The following is a 19,133-nucleotide window of genomic DNA, read 5'->3' as shown; positions in this document are numbered from 1 at the left end:
CCAATCATGCGCCCAACGGCACCGGCAGCAGCGGACTGAAATCTTGGGCGCCTTCACCCGAAATTAGGGTTCAGATCCCTAGCCGACGTGAGAACGCAAAAAGGGAAGGTGAGCATGCGAGAATCTTCGGCCGCGCGGGTTGCAATGAAATTGGTCCAAGCTTCGGATTTTGCAGACAGCAAAGATGGCGAAACACTTAGGCCCAACCTGCCAGGGAATGAGACCCGTGCCGATAGCTCGAATGCAGATATTCCATCCGATCTCGATTGCGACCTCTCACTGCTGGCGAGCTACGGAATTCGAAAGGTTACTTGTGCAGAAGATGCAAAGGCAATTGCACGAACTATAGACAGAGAGGATCTTCCGCCGACTGAAGACCGCGTCGAGCTCGTAAAGCTTCTGAGGAAATACGAAGAGTTGGAACCTCTGCACTCCACACTACGAAACTGGATTCAACTGATTCCGGCCGACAAACCGGTCCCAACCGATCTGGCGATCCGAGGAGCCGAGAGTTTTCGTGAGCAACGATATCCCTCTGAAGCGGTCACCCTAATTGATCGCGCGCTACGCTGGGCCAACCACGAAACCAACTCTGTCGGGATTCTTCATACACAACGAGCCGCGAACTTACTCAACATCTTTGAAATCCATGGAACTCTGCGCGCAAGAGCCGAAGCTTGGAAGAGCATCAAGGAAGCTCAAAGGATCCAAGAAACGCCTCATCTGATTAGAGTCAAAAGACGTTATGGAGCATTGTGGGCGAAGAAGCGGCGAGCCGCGTCGTAGGCACCACACCGATCGCTCGGCACCAAGCGACCCAGTCCTGACTGCAGGTACTGAGTACTGAAACGGCGAGTGCCCGTTCCCGTCTCTTATTGCTTGGTCGATCTTGACCCGGTGCCAGCGGTCTTCCGCGGCGCGGCTGAGCTCTTTGCCTGCGCCTTCTGCCCCGGCTTCCTACCTCGCTTCTGCCCAGGCTTGCGGCCAAGGCCGATCTTCTTTGCGAGATCGCGGCGCTTCTCCGCATAGTCCGGTGCGACCATCGGGTAATCCGAAGGCAAGCCCCAGCGCGCGCGGTACTCGTCGGGCGTCATGCCGTGGTCGGTCATCAGGTGACGCTTAAGCATCTTCATCTTCTTGCCGTCTTCGAGGCAGATGATGTAGTCCTTCTTCACCGAGGAGCGTATCGATACCGCCGGCTCCGGCTGCGTATCTTCTTTCTGCTCCTTCCCGAGCCCGGCAAGTGCTTGGTGAACATTGGAAATCAGGTCCGCAATCTGCTCTGCCGAGACGCTGTTGTTGCTGACATGAGCCGCAACAATGTCTGCTGTGAGCGAGATGAGGTTTTCAGTGCGGACGTTTTCGTCAGCCGCGGGGGAACATTCTTTGGTCATACTGAATATCAACTCTCTTCCTGCTCTGGATTGTACTGGCGGCGACCAAACGTCTATTCTCATCGATTGTATGGCGCAATGCTTATGGACCGCTCGAGGGGGGCGATATATGAAAGTCGGCTCAGTAGCGGCTTTGGCGGCATTAGTCTTTTCGAGCCCACTCTCGGCTCTGCTATCGGATACCCCCGCCAATCGGCCGCCCCTCTTAGCCCCGCTAAGCACGGCCAGTGATTATCCCCCATGCCGACTACCACGCTAGTCCGGACCTCACGCGATACTGTACGATGGCGACCGCCGCCGCCTCACATAAGGTGACTGCCCTACGCAGCCCTCCACCCAATCTTGTCCATTCCAGTGCGCTGACATATCCATCGCCAGGGGGGTGTTGGGTATGCAACTTCAACTGAACCGCTTTACCGCGGCGCGCAGCTTTCGATCGACTTCTGACTTCGCCCGGTTCGCGAAGAACGAAGGTGCTCTATTTCGCGCACTCCAGGAGGAGAGCCCGAATGACTTTAGCACCTGGGCGAACACTATGGCCACCAGTTGGCAGAGTGCCGAACGAGCAGCGAGCAATGGAAGTGAGCAAGCCGAGATCCAAAGAACCCTCGATCAGCATCCGGTCGTCCCGTTCAACTCTCCCCTAATCCGGCATCTGCAGCAGTCCGTAGAAGCAGGACGTCTTGCAACAGCGCGAGAGCTGGCCTCGTTTCTCAAAGGTGACAAAGAGAACGTCAACGCCGGCAATACGAAAGTTTCGTTGATAGCTGCGTACGCCGAATTCGGTGCGATCTTGGCGCTGGAGGGCAAGTTCAGCCGAGCCTATCAGTCGAGCGCATTCGAAGATCTGCTCACACAACACGAGCAGCGGATTGGGGAAGTTCTCGAGGCTGACTTCGCTGAGCTTGAGGAGAAGCGCGAGAGCTTTGCAGCGTTGGTCGCAAGCGCGACCGAGGAATTCGAGCGGCTCAGAAACGCCGAGGCCGAGGCAGTCTCGGCACGGGCCGCACAATGGGAGGAGACACACAACGAGTATATCGAACAGCTACAGATATTGACGGCAGTGAAGCTTTGGAGACGCCGCGCCAAGGTCCACCGGACCAGCTCCCTTGAGGCGCGATCGAATGCAAAATGGTTCGGCGGGTTCGGTCTCCTTGGTCTCCTAATCTGGATCTTTGGTGGTTATGCCGCAGCAGCATGGATGTTTGACGATACGGCTGCGCGGATCGCATCTTATACAGCCGGCTCAATCGCGACGTTCACCCTATACGTCTGGGGCCTGCGCGTGCTGATCCGCACCATGCTTTCTCAGGAGCATCTCGCGACTGACGCTTCGGCCCGATCGGCCTTAGCACATACATATCTGGCACTATCGAAGCAGAACCTCGCACAAGAGGAAGACCGCGCGATAGTGCTTACCGCACTTTTCGCGCCAGTATCGGACGGTCTTGTGAAGGATGACGGGATGCCCGCCCTCACACCGCAAGCGATGGCGATTCAGCGCCTGACCGGATCTTGACGCAGGACTCGACCTGAGATGTCGAATTGATGGGAATGAGGGTCGTCATCGATACCAACAGGCTGCAAAGCGAAGAGCTTCGCCTGTTCCTGAGCGGGGACCGGGACAATCTCGCAGTCCTACCCGAACACACCGTCACGGAAATCTTCAAGCCGAACTCCGTCGATGCGGTAGTGACATCGTTCTCCGTATTGGGCGCCTTTCCAAAGCAAGTCATGCTTCTGCACAGCAATAGGAACGTGGCACTGATTAGTCCCCGAGGCGGTGCGCTGGCTAACCGGCTGATTGATCGGAAGACCACCCGCGAGCTACCCAAGTTCTTCGAAGTGTTGACCAAAGCGGCGGCAGGGTGCGAGGGATACCGTCGCCAGCTAGACCAGAGACGAACATGGGCACTTGAACGAGAACAGATGATTCAAGAATCTTTCGGCGACCAGAGCGAGTCCCTTGCCGACCTCGCCGCCATGTTCACCGACCACGAACTTCGGCAAATACGTTCTGGCAAACCCATCAGTGCGCGCGCCCTACAGACGATACTTCAAGTAACTGATGGAGCGGCTAACCAGGTCCACTTCCAGCGAACGGGATATGCGCTGCACCCGCCACCGTACCTCTACTACCAGTTCACTTGGCGCTACGCCTTGTGCCACGTCATCCAGCTTATGAACCTACTCCAGAAGGGAGCTACTCGACGCGCCCCTGCGAAGGCCCGCAATGACCACTTCGATAACGTGTTCGCCACCTATGGGACCTACTTCAACGGCCTCATGACTGATGATCGGGGGCCGCTCCAAACGCAGCACATTGCGCGGATAGTTCTCGGGGATCTCGGTGTTCGGCTCACCAACGACTACGTGGACAGCAAATACATCCTAAGTTTGCTCGATAAGGCTGCGGACGAGGCTTCGCGCTAATAGAAGCCGAAGAGCCATCCAGAGACAGATGCCCGCGGACCACGCGAATCTTCTTCGCTCCATCAACAAATGCCCTGGCAGTAAGGTAGCGAGAATGCTGCATTGCTTGACGATATAGGCACGCTAAATCCCTAATCTACTTATCAAACACGTCCTGCACCGCGCCGCTACCGTGGCACCACCCCTGCCGAAACGATCAAACCCGGACTTGAGAGATTTGAAACCACCACCGCCCCAAGGACCTCAATTCGAAGCATTGATGTCCGAAATCGATCGCAAGCTGACGATGGATGGTATTGATATTCCCGCGCGCTCGCTGCACGCCGCGCGTGAAGTCTCGATGCGCTTCGATCTTCACATGCCACTCGGCGGAGATCCGGCCCGGATGCCGCCTGATCTCCGGGAAAACGCCGAACTGAGCGAAGCCATCCACAAGTGGTACCAGGACAATTATGGCGACCGCCTCAACGAGGATCCCTGTCCGGGCCATAGCGTGCTTCTGCTCGACGGGGACCTGTACACTCTTCGCGTGCCGCGTCTCTTTGGAAGTGTAGAATTCGTCGTCACGCGCGAGTGGCTTCCCGAGCCGGGAATTTCGAGAGCGCCAGTAACCGCCAACATCGTCCAGCTTATCGCGGACATGACGCCTTCGAGGGCCGCACGGTTGTCCGATGAAGCGCTCCGCCACATCGCCGAAGGTTTCGAGCGGGCATTGCCCGCGTCATACGCCCTGGAATCGACAGACCATGCGCTGATGTACTCTGCGCGGGGCGATGTCGACGTCGCCGTTCGAAGCCTGATGGAGCCCGGCGAGAGGTTCGGGGCGTCGAAGTGGGCATCCCTGCAAGCGACCGAGAAAGTGCTCAAGGCGGCGATTGAACTCGAAGGCGCGCAGTTCGAGTTCACCCACAATCTTGCGAAGCTGCAAACCGTCCTTGCGGATGCGGGCATCACGATCGATGCAGACAAGCAGATCGCTTCCATCCAATGCACCCCGGGTATCCGCTACGGCGAGGAAGCCTGCAGCCGGGACGAGGCGCTTGCCGCGCATCACGCTCAGCTCGATCTGGTCAATCTTCTCTATAGAGCCGGCGCGAAGTTCGAACTCGGCATAGGGAACTGAAATCATAAAGCTAAAGCGCAACTTATGGGCCGCGACCTGTCCGTCCGGTTCTAAGCGAGAAAACAGGCAACACCTGCCGTTCTGTCGAATCAATGGCCCGGCCAGCAACCGCCGATAAAAGCGGTCGCTCCCGGGCCAAAAATCGTCCGTCGAAACCAGCCATACGTTCACGCAGGTTCACCTTCGAAGTCACGATATGAGAAAAGCGCTGTGCAGCCCGGCAGGCGGTGGTGGACGAAGTTGCCGACAGAGCATGATTGCCACGACCTCCAGCGTTGACGAGCGGCACCGACGGCACCCGCGAGGCCGAGCGTTATTGCGGCTCAACCTGTCCAAAGCGGCTCCTTGGCACACACGCCAAGCTGTTGGACGAACAGATGCGTCGGCGTCCGGGTGGAGGATCGTCGGCTTGATGGCTGCCCGCTTCTTGGTATCAGGCGAGCCGCACCGAAATACCGCCGTCGACGACCATGGCGGAGCCGGTGACGAAGGTTGCTCGATCAGATAACAGGAACAAGGCCGCCTCGGCGATTTCCGCAGGTGCGGCCATCCTCTTCATTGGATGCAGGCTCGCGATGAAGGCCAATGCCTCGGGATTGCCTTCGCCGCCCGCCGGCGTCACCGTTCCACCGGGGAGGAGGGCATTAACGCGGATTCCGGCTTCTGCGTGATCTGACGCAAGCGATTTCACCAGGCCAATAATTCCCGCCTTCGAGGCCGCATACGCGGCCATTCCAGATAGACCACCATTGCTGACGCCTACAAAAGAGGAAGTGAACACGAGTGCTCCTCGTCCCCGGTGCAGCAGCGCCGGAATCTGAGCCTTCGCAGCATAAAATGCGCTCGTCAGATTGGTGGCGATCACGTCATTCCAATTCTCCACAGACATTTCAGAAGCTGGCAGCATGTCCCCCACAATCCCTGCATTGTTGAAGGCGCCGTCCAATCCGCCAAAGTCCTTCTGGGCCAAGCCGACCAACGCGTCTGCATAGTCAGGATCCGTGACGTCTCCCGGCACAGCCACGGCTCTTGCGCCTTGTCGACGAGCCTCAGCCGCAACCCGCTCGAGTTCCGAACTGCGCCGAGCTCCGAGTACGAGATTGGCGCCGGCACGGGCGAACAGCGTGGCTGCGGTGGCCCCAATTCCGCTGCTGGCGCCGGTAATGATGATGGTCTTATTCTCGAGGTCCATGCTAACGCTCCCTTGGTGAACTGGGAGCGACGTACCCATGTCGAGAAGGGCATGCGTCTCGAATCTTGCGCCTAAACCTGGACGGGGCAGGCGGCGAGATTGCCGTAACGCAGGACGATGTCACGAGCCGCCGATATAGCCGGCGTTTGATGACCCATTCGAGGTGCCCGAAGGCTGGCTTCCAGTCAGAAGCCGACTTCCCGTTTCCGACAATGCATCGAAGTCAGCACTGGATCGGCGGTTCGAGCGCAAGATGCGGGATGTGGTCCTGAGGGTGCGTGCCTATTGCTGCTGCCATGGAATCGATCAACCACCGCATTGCAATGTACGACTACGCTGGTCTCGCGCAGAGCCTTGATGCGCACGGTTGGGCCCGTGTACCAGGCCTCCTCACCTCCCACGAATGTGAGGCAATCGCCTCGCTATACTCGAGCGTCGAGCACTTTCGCAGCCAGGTGCACATGGCCCGGCATGGCTTTGGCAGGGGGGAGTACCGGTACTTTAAGTATCCGCTACCACCGTTCATCACAGAGCTGCGGAGGGGCTTTTATCCTTACCTCGCCCCCATCGCCAATCGTTGGCACGAGCGCATGCATATCGACGTGCGTTTCCCCCTCCATCATGAGGATTTTCTGAAACGCTGCCATGCGGCAGGACAACTGAGGCCCACACCGCTTCTGCTTCGCTACGGTCCAGGAGACTTCAATTGTCTTCACCAGGACCTCTACGGCGAGCACGTATTCCCGCTGCAAATGACAATTCTACTGTCGGACCCCGCAACCGAATTCTCGGGCGGAGAATTCGTCCTGACCGAACAGCGCCCGCGCAAGCAGTCCCGGGTCGAAGTCCTGCCGCTCACGAAGGGCGATGCGGTGATATTCGCCGTCAATGCGCGGCCGATGGCGGGCAGCAAAGCTGACTACCGGGTAAAGGTCCGCCACGGCGTCAGTACCCTGCGCCGTGGACTGCGCCATAGCCTTGGGATCATATTTCACGATGCAACTTGATGGCGCCGTTTCCGATTTGTTTGCCGGCGCTCGCAAACGCGTGCCGCTGGACTGCGGGGCGTGGTTGCTCGGCGGCTGCGCCCTTCATGAGGCGCCGGTCCTGTTCTCCATGATTAGGGGGATAGCCGAGCAAGCGCCGTTTCGTCACCTCGAGACGCCGGGCGGAAGACGCATGTCGGTGGCCATGACGAATGCGGCAGCGCCGGCTGGGTCAGCGACCGCCAAGGATACCGCTATACGGACAGGGACCCGTTGTCGGGAAGAACCTGGCCATCGATGCCGCCATTGTTTTCGGCTCTGGCGCGCCGTGCCGCGGAGGTGGCGGGTTACAGTGGCTTTGCGCCTGACGCCTGTCTCATCAATCGCTATGCGCGCGGCACCCGCCTCACACTTCATCAAGATCGCAACGAGGCTAACCTCGATTCACCGATCGTCTCGGTATCACTCGGGGTAGCGGCAACCTTCCTCTGGGGAGGTCAGAGGCGCAGCGATAGAATTCGCAGGCACTCGCTTCACCACGGCGATGTTGTAGTTTGGGGAGGACCCGCGCGGATGGCCTTTCATGGCGTCGACACGATCGCCAAAAGCAATCACGATGTTACGGGCGAACTGCGGTTCAATCTGACTTTCCGAGCCACGTGAACATGGCGCGTCGCAGGTGAAGTATTCTTTCGCCGCTGCCGCCGACATACCTGTCATTCTCAAGCTCCGATCGCCCCCGTCAAAACCGGGCGTCCGTTCATTCGCGCTAGCCGACAGTTGAATGGGGTATCAGGGGGCACTTGCGGCACGTTCAGCGGCGAAGTTGGGATGGGAGTCGAACACTGGGAGTGTCCGGCGCCGTGGGAGCCATGCCTTGGCCGCGGTGTTCGGAGTGCATGAGAAATTGCTCAATGACGCTATGCATATGGGCCTGTGCCCTGCTGACACTCACGGCTTCATGCGACGATCCCGAAGTGGTCCGCAACGAACTTCCGATCACTTATGATTATGCGCTAGACCTACCGCCGGAGTTCGTGCGGCAGGACGTCATGGGCATCGATAGTAAGGTCGAGGAGTTCCGCTCGGCAGACGCGATCGTCGGCACCGACTTCGGCCACCACAGTGCACCGCCTAGCTGCACCGAATCAAACAAGTCCTGCGAAATACACAGCGAGCAGATCGCGGGACGAGATGCGCTGGTTGGGCTCTATCGACATGGCCCGAACGAGCGCCCTAGCGAATCTAAGCCTTTCAGGGTCTTCGTGCATGTGCGGGTAGACGAACGCCAGGGGCTGGCGCTGAACCTCTTCGCCCGGTGCGACACACAGCGGGCCTGTAACGCAGCGCTTGGCCATTTTCGGCGAGTTCGTCTGCTTCGTACCAATCCGCCACCCGCGAGAAGGGCGCCCCCACCGCCACCTCCACGCGCTATGGCGCCTGTCGAGCCCGGTTGAGGATTGTCCTGGTCCAGCGCAGCGGTGACGGCTGCCGCCGACATAGCCGTCATTCCCAGCTTCGGATCAACTCGCTAAAAGCTGCCCTTCATTCACACACTCGCCAATGACGGCAGCGGGGCCGTTAGCGGGCTGTCCGCTTCGCGGCCGTCCTGCTCGATAAGCGGGCGGTCTGGTTATCGAGTCAACAACAGACAGTCTTGGCCTTCACCGGACTGAATCCTGGTGAGGACTCGGCTACCGAGCCTTGCAACGACGGCCGGCCGTTCGCATAACGTTCTGTCTCAGAGGCTGACAGGGGAGACGGAATTGAAGCGCCTGGTTTTTTGTTTCGACGGCACTTGGAACAAGTTGCTTCCCGACGTCGCGACCAACGTGGTGCTAACGGCCGCAAGCATCGGCCGGATCGACCCCGAAGGCGTCCCCCAAGTGATTCACTATGACGAGGGAGTTGGCACCGGTGATCTCGACGAGCTTCGTGGCGGCATGTTCGGCCACGGGCTCATCGACAATGTGCGCGAGGCATATCGCTTCCTCGTGTTCAACTATGATCCCGGGGACGAGATCTACGTCTTCGGCTTCTCCCGCGGCGCTTTCAGCGCTCGCACGTTCATCGGCTTCATTAGGCACGTGGGCCCCCTGCACCGTCTTCATGCAGGTCGCATCGACGAGGCGATCGAACTCTACCGCGACCGCCTCGAGGGCAAGGATGGCTCGGCGGATGCTATGCGTCGTTTTCGGTCGATGTATTCTGACAAGGTCTGCATCGGTCAAGCCGACGAGGATTGGCGCTGTGCCAACAAGCCCGGCTACGAGGCGGGCGCCGCGCCGGTTATGACGATAAAGTTCTTGGGTGTATGGGATACGGTCGGCGCAATGGGGATTCCCGAGGTTATCCCTGGAAGCGACTGGTTCAACCGCGAATACGACTATCATGATCCGTCGCTCGACGCGTTCGTCGAATCTGCGCGGCACGCCGTCGCCATCGATGAGCGGCGGGAGTTCTTTCCAGTGATCCTCTTCGACGATGTCGAGCAGCTGAACTCTGACCGTGGTTTCGCCAGTGACGATCCGCAGGCCCCCTATCAGGAGCACTGGTTTCCCGGCACGCATGGCTCGGTCGGCGGAGGTGGGGATATCCGCGGCCTGTCGGACGATGCACTGGCGTGGGTGCTTTCGGGCGCAAAGCGCGCCGGTCTCAAGCTGGATACCGCTATCGGGACGCGTATCCACGGTTTCCGCCCTGATCCCTTCGCCCCCTTAGTCAACGAGGCCGATCCGGATTGGAGCTTCACGCAGATACTTAAGGAGGACCGCGAGGGACCCGAGCACCTGTGGCAGCTGTCGCACAGCGCGATCCGCCGTTGGCGCACCCCGGCGGAAAGGCTTGGAGGGGAGCCGTACCGTCCCTCGGCCCTCGAGCAGGTGCGGAGTGAGCTGGACGCTTTGGGTCCGTGGTCGTTCGAACCGCCCACAGGTCTGATCGCTACGGAGAAGGTGCGAGTTGGCGACACGCTGAGTGCCTACGCTAAGAAGCACTACGGCGATGCCGAATTATGGCCGGCAATCTACGACGCCAACCTGGATACCATCGCGGACGCGGACGAGATCTTCCCCGGACAGGAGGTCCGGATTCCTCGGCGTTGTGTTTCTAGCTGAGCCGCTCGCGGTCGCGAAGCGCGGACCCCCTCAATTGGGCCGCGAACGGACTGTCAGCTTTTGATCGGCGCAGCCGCAGAGCGGACAACCGACAGTTTTGCACGATCTCGCAAGCTCTGCCTTACTCACCTTGGACTCGCGTTCAGCATCTACGGAGTATCTAGCTTTCCGCGGAGGAAGGCATGGTCCTTTTACTTCAGGTTCGAAGATCGGTTTGAAGGCAGTTAATCTGCAAGCCTTCGCTTGGTCTCTGCACGAGCTTCCGCAATTTGCTTTTTTACCTCCTCCAGATTTTCGAGGGAAACCTGAGCGCGCTGAGGTGGCAGATTGTCGAGATCGAGGTTCATCCGCATGATGAAATAATAGGCGAGCGAGAGGCGCATCTCGATCGAGCGGCAGTTCCCCTTCATGCCGTAGTCGCGCCGGATCGCGGCTGCCTGTTCCTCGCTAAGGCCAGGATGAGGACAGAGCCGCAAGGTGGTGATCGTATTCCATTCGATATCGTCAGCGACATCGTAGTCCGCCGCTTCCGACTTCCCGATCTTCTGTACCCGGGTGATAACGAAATCCCGGAAATCTCCCCGGTCGCAGGCCCATGCGCGCATATGCCAACGGTAACCGTCGAAAGCTAAGGCATGCGGTGCGACCATCCGCCACCGGGTGTTGGTCAGCGATTGATAGAGGACATTGATCGCTTCTTTTTGTCGGATCGCTCTAAGTATCACCCGCAGCATCTTAGGTTCGACATGCCGGACGATATCCGGAGCCATTGCGACCGGAGGAACAGTTTTAAACCACAGATCCTCCCGCGGGAGGGCGCCGACCATCCAAGCGCGAAGCTGCAACAACAGCCTGTCGGCTGAAGCCTTGAAGAAGCTCGGCTTCAAATCGGGCGCGGGGACGAATGCCTTGATTGTGGCGTCGTAAACCAGATTGTCGCCGGTCTGCTCGCGGTAGTTGCGCAAATCGATCGAGGCCTGCGGCGTGGAGATATCAAACCGGTCTTCGAGATCGCTCCGATTGAGGAGGCCTTCCCAGAACAGCTTCCATTCGATGAATTCGAACCGCCGGGTCAACGTCCATGATCTGCGGTCATCATCCTCTGTCATTTTTTACCCCTAGCGAAACTTGACGGGTCTAATCGCTATACCCATATAGTCTCATGACTCGTCAATCTGTCGCTTGCTACGCTGCGGAGCCTCCATTTGACAGGTCAAATTCAAACGGCCTGCCGCGCGTGGGCCATCGTCGGGCGCAAGCGAAAGGCCGGATAATGACTGCTTCGATCGTATTCTTCCCCGTCGGCAATGGCGACATGACGCTGGTGACGCTCGACAACGATCAGAAGCTCCTGATCGACCTTCACGCTCGCAAGGCTGCCGACAACGACGATGATGATGCGCCCGACGTTATGTCCGATTTGCGTGAGCGGCTTACGCGTGACGCCAAGGGGCGCATGTTCGTTGACGGCTTTCTGCTCAGCCACCCTGACAAGGACCATATCACCGGACTTGAAACGCACTTCCACCTGGGCCCGCCCGAGGACTGGGACGAGGATGAGGACAAGATCCTGATTCGTGAGATGTGGTCGTCACCCGTGATCTTCCGCCGGGCCTGTAAGAGCCACACGCTTTGCTCCGATGCGAAGGCTTGGGCAAAGGAGGCGCGCCGACGAGTCGCGCTCTACCGCGAAAACGGCGTGATTGGTGGTGAAGGCAACCGCATCCAGATCATGGGGGAAGACGAGGACGGCAAGACCGATGACATCCTAGGCATCGTCGTGAAAACGACCGAGATCGTTGCAAAGCTCAACGAGAGCCGGTCGGGCGCCTTCGAAGGCCGACTGCTTGCCCCATTGCCGCAGGGCGATGATGAGGACACCGAAGAGCTGCTGGCGAAGAACCGCTCGTCCGTCATCATCAGGTTTTCGATTCGCGGTGACGGGATCCTCGACAAGTGTTGCTTCCTGTCCGGCGGTGACGCCGAAGTGGCGGTCTGGGAACGGCTGTGGGAGGATCTCGGCGACGACAGTGCAGATTGGTTCGAGTACGATATCCTGCAGGCGCCGCACCACTGTTCGTGGCACAGCCTGAGCTACGACAGTTGGTCCGATCTGGGCGAGGACGCGAAGGTGTGCGAGGCGGCGCGCAGCGCTCTCGGTCAGATTCGCAAGGGCGCGATCGTGGTGGCGAGCTCGAAGACCATCGATCCTGATGACGCCGATCCACCCAGCGACCGCGCAAAAAGGGAATACATCTCGATCGTCGACGGAAAGAGCGATCGCTTCGTATGCGTGGCCGATATCTGGGACGCCGAGGAGCACACGCTCGAATACCAGATCGCCGCCAGCGGCATCACCAAAACGGTGAAGAGCGTCGCCAAGGCGGCCGCTGCCGCCATGGGAATCGGTGCCACTGCGAGTCAGGCCCGCGCGCACGGATAGAACGATGGCGGCCGATGATCACACCAGCGCCGCCGAGCATGTCCTGCGGGTAGCCCTTCAGCATTCGGAATGCGTCGGCGGCGTGGTCCTGGAGCCCGATGGCGGGCTCGAACGCGTCCGTCTCGACATGAACGTCGAGATGCCGCTCGACATGAAGGCGGACGGCATCAGCACAAGCGGGGTGCTGACCCGCGAACCCGCGGTGCTCAAGCTCCCCGGCAATTGGCCGTGGCAATCGCCTCGCTTCTATCTGCGCAAGGATTTCCCGCGTCACTTTCCGCATCTGATGCCGTTCTCGATACCGCCACGTCCGTGCCTGGTAGATGGCGATCAGGACGAGTTTTTCCTGCAGTTCGGGCTCGTCGACTATGGTGTATTCCATCTGATTGACCAACTGGCGATCTGGTTGCGCAAGGCGGCGCTCAACGATCTGATCGATGCCGACCAAGGCTGGGAGCCAATGCTGCGGCGCGACTACCGCGACATCGTCGAACTCGACGCGGAGCGACTGCGGTCTCTGGTCAATCGGAGAGGCGGGTGGGCCGTCTGGAAAAGCGAATATTACCGCAGAGGCGATCCGGACGGCCGGCTTGGTGTCGGCGCGGAGGCGTGGCTCTCGAGCGATGGCGAGCGAACGCCGCTGATGCACAAGGAGGGCGATAAGACGTTCACCGCGCGCCCGACGCGCGCCAACATCCGGATGGGGAACACCGTGGTCGCTGTGATCTGGCCGGACAAGAATCCCGATGGCACCCCCTTCATCCATTCGACCTACATGCCGGAGGACGTGGAGACGCTAGGGCAGCTACGCGCCCGCGCCGAAGAGTTCGGTTGCGCACGCGGGTTCAGTGCGTTCATTACCAATCTCGAACGCAGCTTTTCCGGCATGTATCTCGACAGCCCGATCCCCGTCGGCGTGGTTCTCTGCGCCCGCAGGCCGATCCACCTCATCGGCACGTCGTCCGATATCGAACTCTTGCCTTACGTGGTCGAGATCCGCGCGGGTTCCGGCCGGCAGTCGCTCTTCGCGCAAGGGTATGACGAGCCGGTCTCTCCGGCCGCGCATTACCAGTCGCTGAGCGCGCCTTTGCTCCGTTCGCTCTCGGGATCGCCCGAACGCCCTCCGCTTGTCATGCTCGGCTGCGGCAGCGTCGGCTCCAAACTCGCGCTTCATGCCGCGCGCAGCGGACAGGATATCGCCTGCGTCAGCGATCGATCGAGCCTTCATCCGCACAATATGGCGCGGCATGCTCTTGGACCGTCACATATCCCGAGAAGCAAGGCCGAGGCTCTTGCCAAAGAGCTCGAAGGGTTCGGCTCCAAGCCCGCGGTGCATACGGGCGATCTTGGCTTGGATCTGCGCGACACGACGGCCGTCAAGACACTGTTGCCGAAGCGAGCCGGTGCCATCATCAACACCACCGCATCATTGTCGGTGCGCGAAGCCCTGGTCGATGCTGCCGGGCCTGGCTATCGAGCACGCTTCATCGAAGCCGCGCTCTTCGGCCGCGGTCGTGGGGCCTTCCTACTTGCCGACGGACTACAACATAATCCGAGCAACGCCGACCTCATGGCCGAAATGTACGCCATGATGGGAAAAACGCGTGCCAGCAAGCTGCTGTTCGACCCGGCTGAAGGGCTCGCCGAAATACAGATTGGACAGGGATGCGGCTCGCTAACGATGCAGATAAGTGACGCGCGGCTATCGGCCATGACTGCCAGCCTAGCGTTGGAGATCGATAGCCTGCTCGCGGAATCGGTAGCCGATGGTCGGATTGTTTTGGGCATCATGGACGATGATAACCCGACGACCGACTGGTCCCGGCAAAATGTGCCGCCATTCGAAACGGTCGATATCACCGGCACCGATGGCTGGCAGCTGCGGCTATCGCAGCGGGTGGCCGCTCGGATCCGTGAAGAAGCGGCGTCCTACCCGACCGTCGAAACCGGGGGCGTTATGATCGGCTGCACGAGCGCGCGCCTGAAGACCGTGACTGTCGTCGACCTTTTGGAGGCACCGCAGGACAGCACTCGGAGTGCGACGCTCTTCGTGCTTGGTACCGTGGGCCTCCATGCTGCGATCGAGGCGCGTCACGAAGATAGCGGAAAGACGCTGTTCGATGTTGGTACCTGGCATAGCCACCTTGAGGATGCTGGACCATCGTCAATGGACTGGAATACCGCGGCCGAGCTGGCCGCCGAGCGCACACCGCCATCGATCCTGCTCATTGTCACGCCGAGACGCGTCCATGCTCTTGCGTCTTCGAAGGAGTCGGACTGATGGCCGAAGGTAAGTCGCTCAAGGAGCGGAACGCGTGGCTGATTCGGGCGGCAATGATCGGGCATACCCTTGCTTTTGTTTGGGTTGCGGCTGAACCGACAAGGTTGATGTCAGTCGACCGAGCCAATCTTGCCGAGCGTTTGGAGGCGGCTGCGGCGCCAAGTACTGCTGCTCTCGGGCTTATTGTAATCGCTTCGCTTCTGCTGCTTGGACTGGTTCCCCCCAATTGGAGAGATCGGCTCATTCACTGGCGCTGGAACGACCCGCTGCCTGGGTCACGAGCCTTTTCTAAGATCGGACCCGAAAGCGGGAATGTCGATATGCGACGGCTAAGGAAGGAATATGGGCCTTTGCCGCGCGCAGGGGAAAAACAGAACACGCTTTTCTACCGCATCTATCGTGATCACCGCGACGATTTAGGGGTGTTGGATGCACACGGACGATATCTGGCGGCGCGTGATGTCGGAACCATAACCGCTTTGCTGATGATCGCCCTGCCGTGGCTTGCGTGGTGGGCTTCGGGCGATGGGCCGTTAAGCCTTGCCTACGGGATTAGCCTCTTCGCGGTTTACGCGCTCTGCGTCGTCGCTGCCAAAAATTACAGCATGCGAATGGTTCAGAATGTTCTCGCTGCAGCAACCTCAGCACCTGAAATCCGGTGAAGAGTGTCTCACTGCTCCGTTTTGAGGACCGGGTTGCTGACCCGCCCGGTCATTAATCGGAATGAATGGCAGGTCTCAGGTCTAAGCCGTCTCGCCTAGAACGGCGACAAGTGGGCGCGTAGTTGTCGTTGCATTTTGAGGCGTTGAACGGCAGCTATCTGCGAACCGCGCCCCGTAACCTGCCGTTCCGGAATGTCCAACCTAGCGGTCGCTTACGGGCTACCTGAACGATCGTCCGCTTAGCGCCTGCCCCGGCATGATTCCGGACAGTCCCCCTCGTCCAACATTGCGGCCATTCCAGCGACAAGCGAGCAACACAGATGCAGAGCGCACAGCACCTGCTTAGAGTCGGAAACGCAGCAAGATCCATGCGCTTGGAGTGAGAACAGCGCTGATCAGAACTCGCTCTGAGCCACGAACCGCACCGATTTCAGATTTCGGTAACCATCACAAGGCGAGGGTTCACTCGCCAAAAATGGCAGTTTCCTGCGGGACACAGGCATTTCGGAGCGGAAGAACTTTATTGTCTCCAGCGCCAAAAATGGAAAAACTTTATTGGAAACGGAAGAACTCTTTTGTCTTCCTACATGCCAGCGCCGTCCCGTCCGGGTCACTCGACGGTGACGGACTTTGCCAGGTTGCGCGGCTGATCGACGTCGGTGCCCTTCACGCAGGCCGTGTGATAGGCCAGCAGCTGCACCGGCACGGCATAGACCAGCGGCGCGATCAGCGGGTGGACCCGCGGCATCTCGATCGTCGCGATGCAGCCCTCGCCCGCTTCGCGCAGCCCCTCGGCATCGGAAATCAGCACGACCTGCCCCCCGCGCGCGCGCACTTCCTGCATGTTCGAAACGGTCTTCTCGAACAGCGGGCCCGAGGGCGCAAGCACGATCACCGGCACGGCCTCGTCGATCAGCGCGATCGGGCCGTGCTTCATTTCGCCCGAGGCATAGCCTTCGGCGTGGATATAGCTGATTTCCTTCAGCTTCAGCGCCCCTTCCAGCGCGAGCGGGTAGTCGGGCCCGCGCCCGAGGTAGAGCACGTCGCGCGCCGGCGCGATCAGGTGCGCCATCGCCGCGATATCCTCGTCATGGTCGAGCGCGGCGTTGAGCGCGGCCGGGGCTTCGAGCAGGTGGCGCACGACCTCCTCCTCCTCCGCCCGGTCCATCTGCCCCTTCTTCACCGCCAGGTGCGCCGCCAGCGCGGCGAGGACGGCCAGCTGGCAGGTGAAGGCCTTGGTGCTGGCAACGCCGATTTCGGGCCCGGCATGGGTCGGCAGGAGCAGGTCCGCCTCGCGCGCCATCGAACTGGTCGGCACGTTCACGACCACGCCGATCGTCTGCCCTTCGGCCTTGCAGTGGCGCAGTGCGGCCAGCGTGTCGGCCGTTTCCCCGCTCTGCGAGATGAACAGCGCCAGCCCGCCATCCTCCAGCACCGGCTGGCGATAACGGAACTCGCTCGCGACATCGATGTCCACCGGCACCCGGGCGAAGGTCTCGAACCAGTACTTGGCGACCATGGCGGCATAGAAAGAGGTGCCGCAGGCCACGATCGTGATGCGCTTCACCGTCGAGAGGTCGAAATCGATCTGCGGCAGGGCGACCGAGTTGTTCGCCTGGTGGACGTAGCTGCGCAGCGTCTGGGCGACGACCGTCGGCTGTTCGAAGATCTCCTTCTGCATGAAGTGGCGATAGTTGCCCTTCTCCGCCGCCGCGGCGGTCGCCCCCGAATGGGTGATCTCGCGCTCCACCGGCACGTTCTGCGCGTCGTAGACTTGCGCCCCGTCGCGCCGCACGACGACCCAGTCGCCTTCCTCGAGATAGGCGATCTTCTGCGTCAGCGGGGCCAGCGCCAGCGCGTCGGAGCCGAGATAGGTTTCCCCCTCGCCATAGCCGACCACGAGGGGCGAGCCGAGCCGCGCGCCGATCAGCATGTCGGGGTGATCGCGGAAGGCGATCGCCAGCGCGAAGGCGCCGCGCAGCTTGGGCAGGACGGCCTTCACCGCGTCTTCGGGCGTGGCCCCGCCCTCGATCTCCTCCGACACGAGGTGGGCGACCACTTCGCTGTCGGTCTCGCTCTCCAGCGTGCGGCCGCGCGCGATCAGCTCGTCGCGCAAGGGGCGGAAGTTCTCGATGATGCCGTTGTGCACCAGCGCGACCTGCCCGGTCGCGTGGGGATGGGCATTGCTGGCGGTGGGCGCGCCGTGGGTCGCCCAGCGGGTATGGGCTATGCCGATCGTGCCCGAGGCCGGGTCGCGCTCCAGCTCGGCCACGAGGTTGGCCAGCTTGCCTTTGGCCCGCCGGCGCACGAGCGAACCGTCGCGCACCGTGCACACGCCCGCGCTGTCGTAGCCGCGATATTCCATCCGCTTCAGGCCGTCGACCAGCCGGTCAGCCACTTCTTCCTTGCCGACGATGCCGATAATTCCACACATGAACTGGTTACCCCGGGTTGTGGTTGGCGGGCGGAGCGCCCGAAGCGGTTTGCCGCCTGCTCGCGGGAAAAGGCGCGCGCGTCAATCCGCTTGGCGGGCCGGTGGCTGCACGCCCGGCGGGGTGCGCCACCAGAGCAACAGGCCCGCGCCGATGATCACGGCGGCCCCGGCAATCGTCGCGGCATCGGGCACGTCGCCGAAGACGAGCCAGCCCAGGGCCGAGGCGACGATCATCTGGACATAGGTCATCGGCGCGACCGTCGAGGCGCCGGCGCGCGTCGTGCCCAGGTAGATGAGCCAGTGGGCGATGCTGGCCGTTACCGCCACCAGCGCGCAGCGCGCGATCACGCTCCAGTGCGGCGGCCCGATCCGCAGCGCCTCGATCCCCGCGGCGTGTCCGCCGAGCGCGGCCAGCGCCAGGATCGGTGCCGCGACCGAAACGATGAAGACCTGCATCGACAGGATGCTGCCCTGCCCGGAGGACGCGCGATTGGCGATCACCATCAGGCTGAAGAACGCGGCGGCACCCAGCGGCAGGAGGGCCACGGCCCCGACTTCGGCGAGGTTGGGCCGCAGGACCAGCAGCACGCCGCCGAGCGCGATCAGCGAGGCGACCCAGACCACCGGCCGGACCCGCTCCCCAAGCAGCGGCCCGGCGAGCAGCGCGGTGAAGATCGGCGCGACGAAAGTCAGCGCCATCGTCTCGGCCAGCGGGAGGACGAAGACGGCGGAGAAGAAGCACAAGGTCACCCCCGCCAGGCATGCGCCCCGCGCGACCTGGAGCCACGGGTGCGATGGCCGGAAGGCGCGCGGCCCCTGGCCGAGCAGGAGGATCAGCGAGAGGCCGGCGGCCCCGAATGCCAGCCGCAGGGCCGCCACCGCCACCGGCGACCACATGCCCGCCATCGTCTTGACCACCGCGTCGCCGAGCGAGAGCATGGTGAAGCCGGCAAGCGCGCAAACGATGCCCGTGCGTTCGGCCTGTCGCATCTGGCGGCAATCCCACCCTGGCTGGCCCGCGCCGCGGCCAAGGGTCCGTCGCGGCAGCGGCAGGCCTGCATCGTCGCCG

The 19,133-nt window shown here is 61.1% G+C and carries 14 protein-coding genes and 1 pseudogene; 10 read left to right on the top strand and 5 right to left on the bottom strand.

The genetic code is table 11. The features are described 5' to 3' along the window. The first annotated feature begins 114 nt into the window (after positions 1 to 114). On the top strand, positions 115 to 786 hold the full coding sequence (locus tag T8T98_RS03480; RefSeq protein WP_322295816.1) for a hypothetical protein: 672 nt from the start codon (positions 115 to 117) through the stop codon (positions 784 to 786). A gap of 86 nt (positions 787 to 872) precedes the next feature. Here T8T98_RS03480 and T8T98_RS03475 read toward each other — a convergent pair whose 3' ends face one another. Further along, positions 873 to 1,394, bottom strand: a complete 522-nt coding sequence (locus T8T98_RS03475) for a MucR family transcriptional regulator (RefSeq protein WP_322295815.1) — start codon at positions 1,392 to 1,394, stop codon at positions 873 to 875. 391 nt (positions 1,395 to 1,785) lie between these two features. Between T8T98_RS03475 and T8T98_RS03470 the strand changes: the two genes are divergently transcribed. From T8T98_RS03470 to T8T98_RS03460, 3 genes are all read left to right on the top strand, one after another. Beyond that, on the top strand, positions 1,786 to 2,913 hold the full coding sequence (locus tag T8T98_RS03470; protein ID WP_322295898.1) for a DUF6161 domain-containing protein: 1,128 nt from the start codon (positions 1,786 to 1,788) through the stop codon (positions 2,911 to 2,913). Between the two features lie 35 nt (positions 2,914 to 2,948). After that, positions 2,949 to 3,827: a hypothetical protein gene (locus T8T98_RS03465; protein WP_322295814.1), complete on the top strand. Its 879-nt coding sequence runs from the start codon at positions 2,949 to 2,951 to the stop codon at positions 3,825 to 3,827. Between the two features lie 259 nt (positions 3,828 to 4,086). Next, positions 4,087 to 4,950: a HEPN domain-containing protein gene (locus tag T8T98_RS03460; RefSeq protein WP_322295813.1), complete on the top strand. Its 864-nt coding sequence runs from the start codon at positions 4,087 to 4,089 to the stop codon at positions 4,948 to 4,950. 433 nt (positions 4,951 to 5,383) lie between these two features. Here T8T98_RS03460 and T8T98_RS03455 read toward each other — a convergent pair whose 3' ends face one another. Then, positions 5,384 to 6,142, bottom strand: coding sequence for an SDR family oxidoreductase (locus T8T98_RS03455; RefSeq protein ID WP_322295812.1), 759 nt, complete (start codon positions 6,140 to 6,142; stop codon positions 5,384 to 5,386). Between the two features lie 296 nt (positions 6,143 to 6,438). On the opposite strand from T8T98_RS03455, the gene T8T98_RS03450 reads away from it, so the two are divergent. The 3 genes and pseudogenes from T8T98_RS03450 to T8T98_RS03440 all read left to right on the top strand — a co-directional run bounded on the left by T8T98_RS03450 (position 6,439) and on the right by T8T98_RS03440 (position 10,244). Further along, complete coding sequence (locus tag T8T98_RS03450; RefSeq protein ID WP_322295811.1) at positions 6,439 to 7,149, top strand: 2OG-Fe(II) oxygenase; 711 nt, start codon at positions 6,439 to 6,441, stop codon at positions 7,147 to 7,149. 234 nt (positions 7,150 to 7,383) lie between these two features. After that, positions 7,384 to 7,791: pseudogene (locus T8T98_RS03445) on the top strand (alpha-ketoglutarate-dependent dioxygenase AlkB); the annotation flags it as partial. A 1,103-nt stretch (positions 7,792 to 8,894) separates the two neighbouring features. After that, positions 8,895 to 10,244, top strand: a complete 1,350-nt coding sequence (locus T8T98_RS03440; RefSeq protein WP_322295810.1) for a phospholipase effector Tle1 domain-containing protein — start codon at positions 8,895 to 8,897, stop codon at positions 10,242 to 10,244. 224 nt (positions 10,245 to 10,468) lie between these two features. Here T8T98_RS03440 and T8T98_RS03435 read toward each other — a convergent pair whose 3' ends face one another. Continuing rightward, positions 10,469 to 11,353 carry a WYL domain-containing protein gene (locus T8T98_RS03435; RefSeq protein ID WP_322295809.1) on the bottom strand — a complete coding sequence of 295 codons (885 nt, stop codon included), beginning with the start codon at positions 11,351 to 11,353 and terminating at the stop codon, positions 10,469 to 10,471. 164 nt (positions 11,354 to 11,517) lie between these two features. Here T8T98_RS03435 and T8T98_RS03430 point away from each other — a divergent pair, with 164 nt between their 5' ends. From T8T98_RS03430 to T8T98_RS03420, 3 genes are read left to right on the top strand one after another with little or no spacing between them, the layout of a single operon-like run. Continuing rightward, positions 11,518 to 12,687, top strand: a complete 1,170-nt coding sequence (locus T8T98_RS03430; RefSeq protein WP_322295808.1) for a ComEC/Rec2 family competence protein — start codon at positions 11,518 to 11,520, stop codon at positions 12,685 to 12,687. Between the two features lie 4 nt (positions 12,688 to 12,691). Beyond that, positions 12,692 to 14,968, top strand: coding sequence for a Mov34/MPN/PAD-1 family protein (locus T8T98_RS03425; RefSeq protein WP_322295807.1), 2,277 nt, complete (start codon positions 12,692 to 12,694; stop codon positions 14,966 to 14,968). Next, positions 14,968 to 15,630: a hypothetical protein gene (locus tag T8T98_RS03420; protein ID WP_322295806.1), complete on the top strand. Its 663-nt coding sequence runs from the start codon at positions 14,968 to 14,970 to the stop codon at positions 15,628 to 15,630. Before T8T98_RS03425 ends, T8T98_RS03420 begins: the two co-directional genes overlap by 1 nt. A gap of 610 nt (positions 15,631 to 16,240) precedes the next feature. Here T8T98_RS03420 and glmS read toward each other — a convergent pair. Both glmS and T8T98_RS03410 read right to left on the bottom strand, forming a co-directional pair. Then, positions 16,241 to 18,064, bottom strand: a complete 1,824-nt coding sequence (glmS, locus tag T8T98_RS03415; protein WP_251104036.1) for a glutamine--fructose-6-phosphate transaminase (isomerizing) — start codon at positions 18,062 to 18,064, stop codon at positions 16,241 to 16,243. An 81-nt stretch (positions 18,065 to 18,145) separates the two neighbouring features. Then, a complete protein-coding gene (locus T8T98_RS03410; protein ID WP_251104037.1) occupies positions 18,146 to 19,054 on the bottom strand; it encodes a DMT family transporter in 909 nt (302 codons plus the stop codon). Between the last annotated feature and the right edge of the window lie 79 nt (positions 19,055 to 19,133).

The organism is Pelagerythrobacter marinus (assembly GCF_034375205.1).
Lineage (GTDB): Bacteria > Pseudomonadota > Alphaproteobacteria > Sphingomonadales > Sphingomonadaceae > Pelagerythrobacter > Pelagerythrobacter marinus.
Note: the sequence above shows the minus strand (reverse complement) of the source record. Positions and strands in the feature narration are given on the sequence as shown.

Coding starts and splice junctions, on each gene's coding strand:
- T8T98_RS03480 (WP_322295816.1), top strand. CDS start 115: ATGCGAGAATCTTCGGCCGCGCGGGTTGCAATGAAATTGGTCCAAGCT.
- T8T98_RS03475 (WP_322295815.1), bottom strand. CDS start 1,394: ATGACCAAAGAATGTTCCCCCGCGGCTGACGAAAACGTCCGCACTGAA.
- T8T98_RS03470 (WP_322295898.1), top strand. CDS start 1,786: ATGCAACTTCAACTGAACCGCTTTACCGCGGCGCGCAGCTTTCGATCG.
- T8T98_RS03465 (WP_322295814.1), top strand. CDS start 2,949: ATGAGGGTCGTCATCGATACCAACAGGCTGCAAAGCGAAGAGCTTCGC.
- T8T98_RS03460 (WP_322295813.1), top strand. CDS start 4,087: ATGTCCGAAATCGATCGCAAGCTGACGATGGATGGTATTGATATTCCC.
- T8T98_RS03455 (WP_322295812.1), bottom strand. CDS start 6,142: ATGGACCTCGAGAATAAGACCATCATCATTACCGGCGCCAGCAGCGGA.
- T8T98_RS03450 (WP_322295811.1), top strand. CDS start 6,439: ATGGAATCGATCAACCACCGCATTGCAATGTACGACTACGCTGGTCTC.
- T8T98_RS03435 (WP_322295809.1), bottom strand. CDS start 11,353: ATGACAGAGGATGATGACCGCAGATCATGGACGTTGACCCGGCGGTTC.
- T8T98_RS03430 (WP_322295808.1), top strand. CDS start 11,518: ATGACTGCTTCGATCGTATTCTTCCCCGTCGGCAATGGCGACATGACG.
- T8T98_RS03425 (WP_322295807.1), top strand. CDS start 12,692: ATGGCGGCCGATGATCACACCAGCGCCGCCGAGCATGTCCTGCGGGTA.
- T8T98_RS03420 (WP_322295806.1), top strand. CDS start 14,968: ATGGCCGAAGGTAAGTCGCTCAAGGAGCGGAACGCGTGGCTGATTCGG.
- glmS (WP_251104036.1), bottom strand. CDS start 18,064: ATGTGTGGAATTATCGGCATCGTCGGCAAGGAAGAAGTGGCTGACCGG.
- T8T98_RS03410 (WP_251104037.1), bottom strand. CDS start 19,054: ATGCGACAGGCCGAACGCACGGGCATCGTTTGCGCGCTTGCCGGCTTC.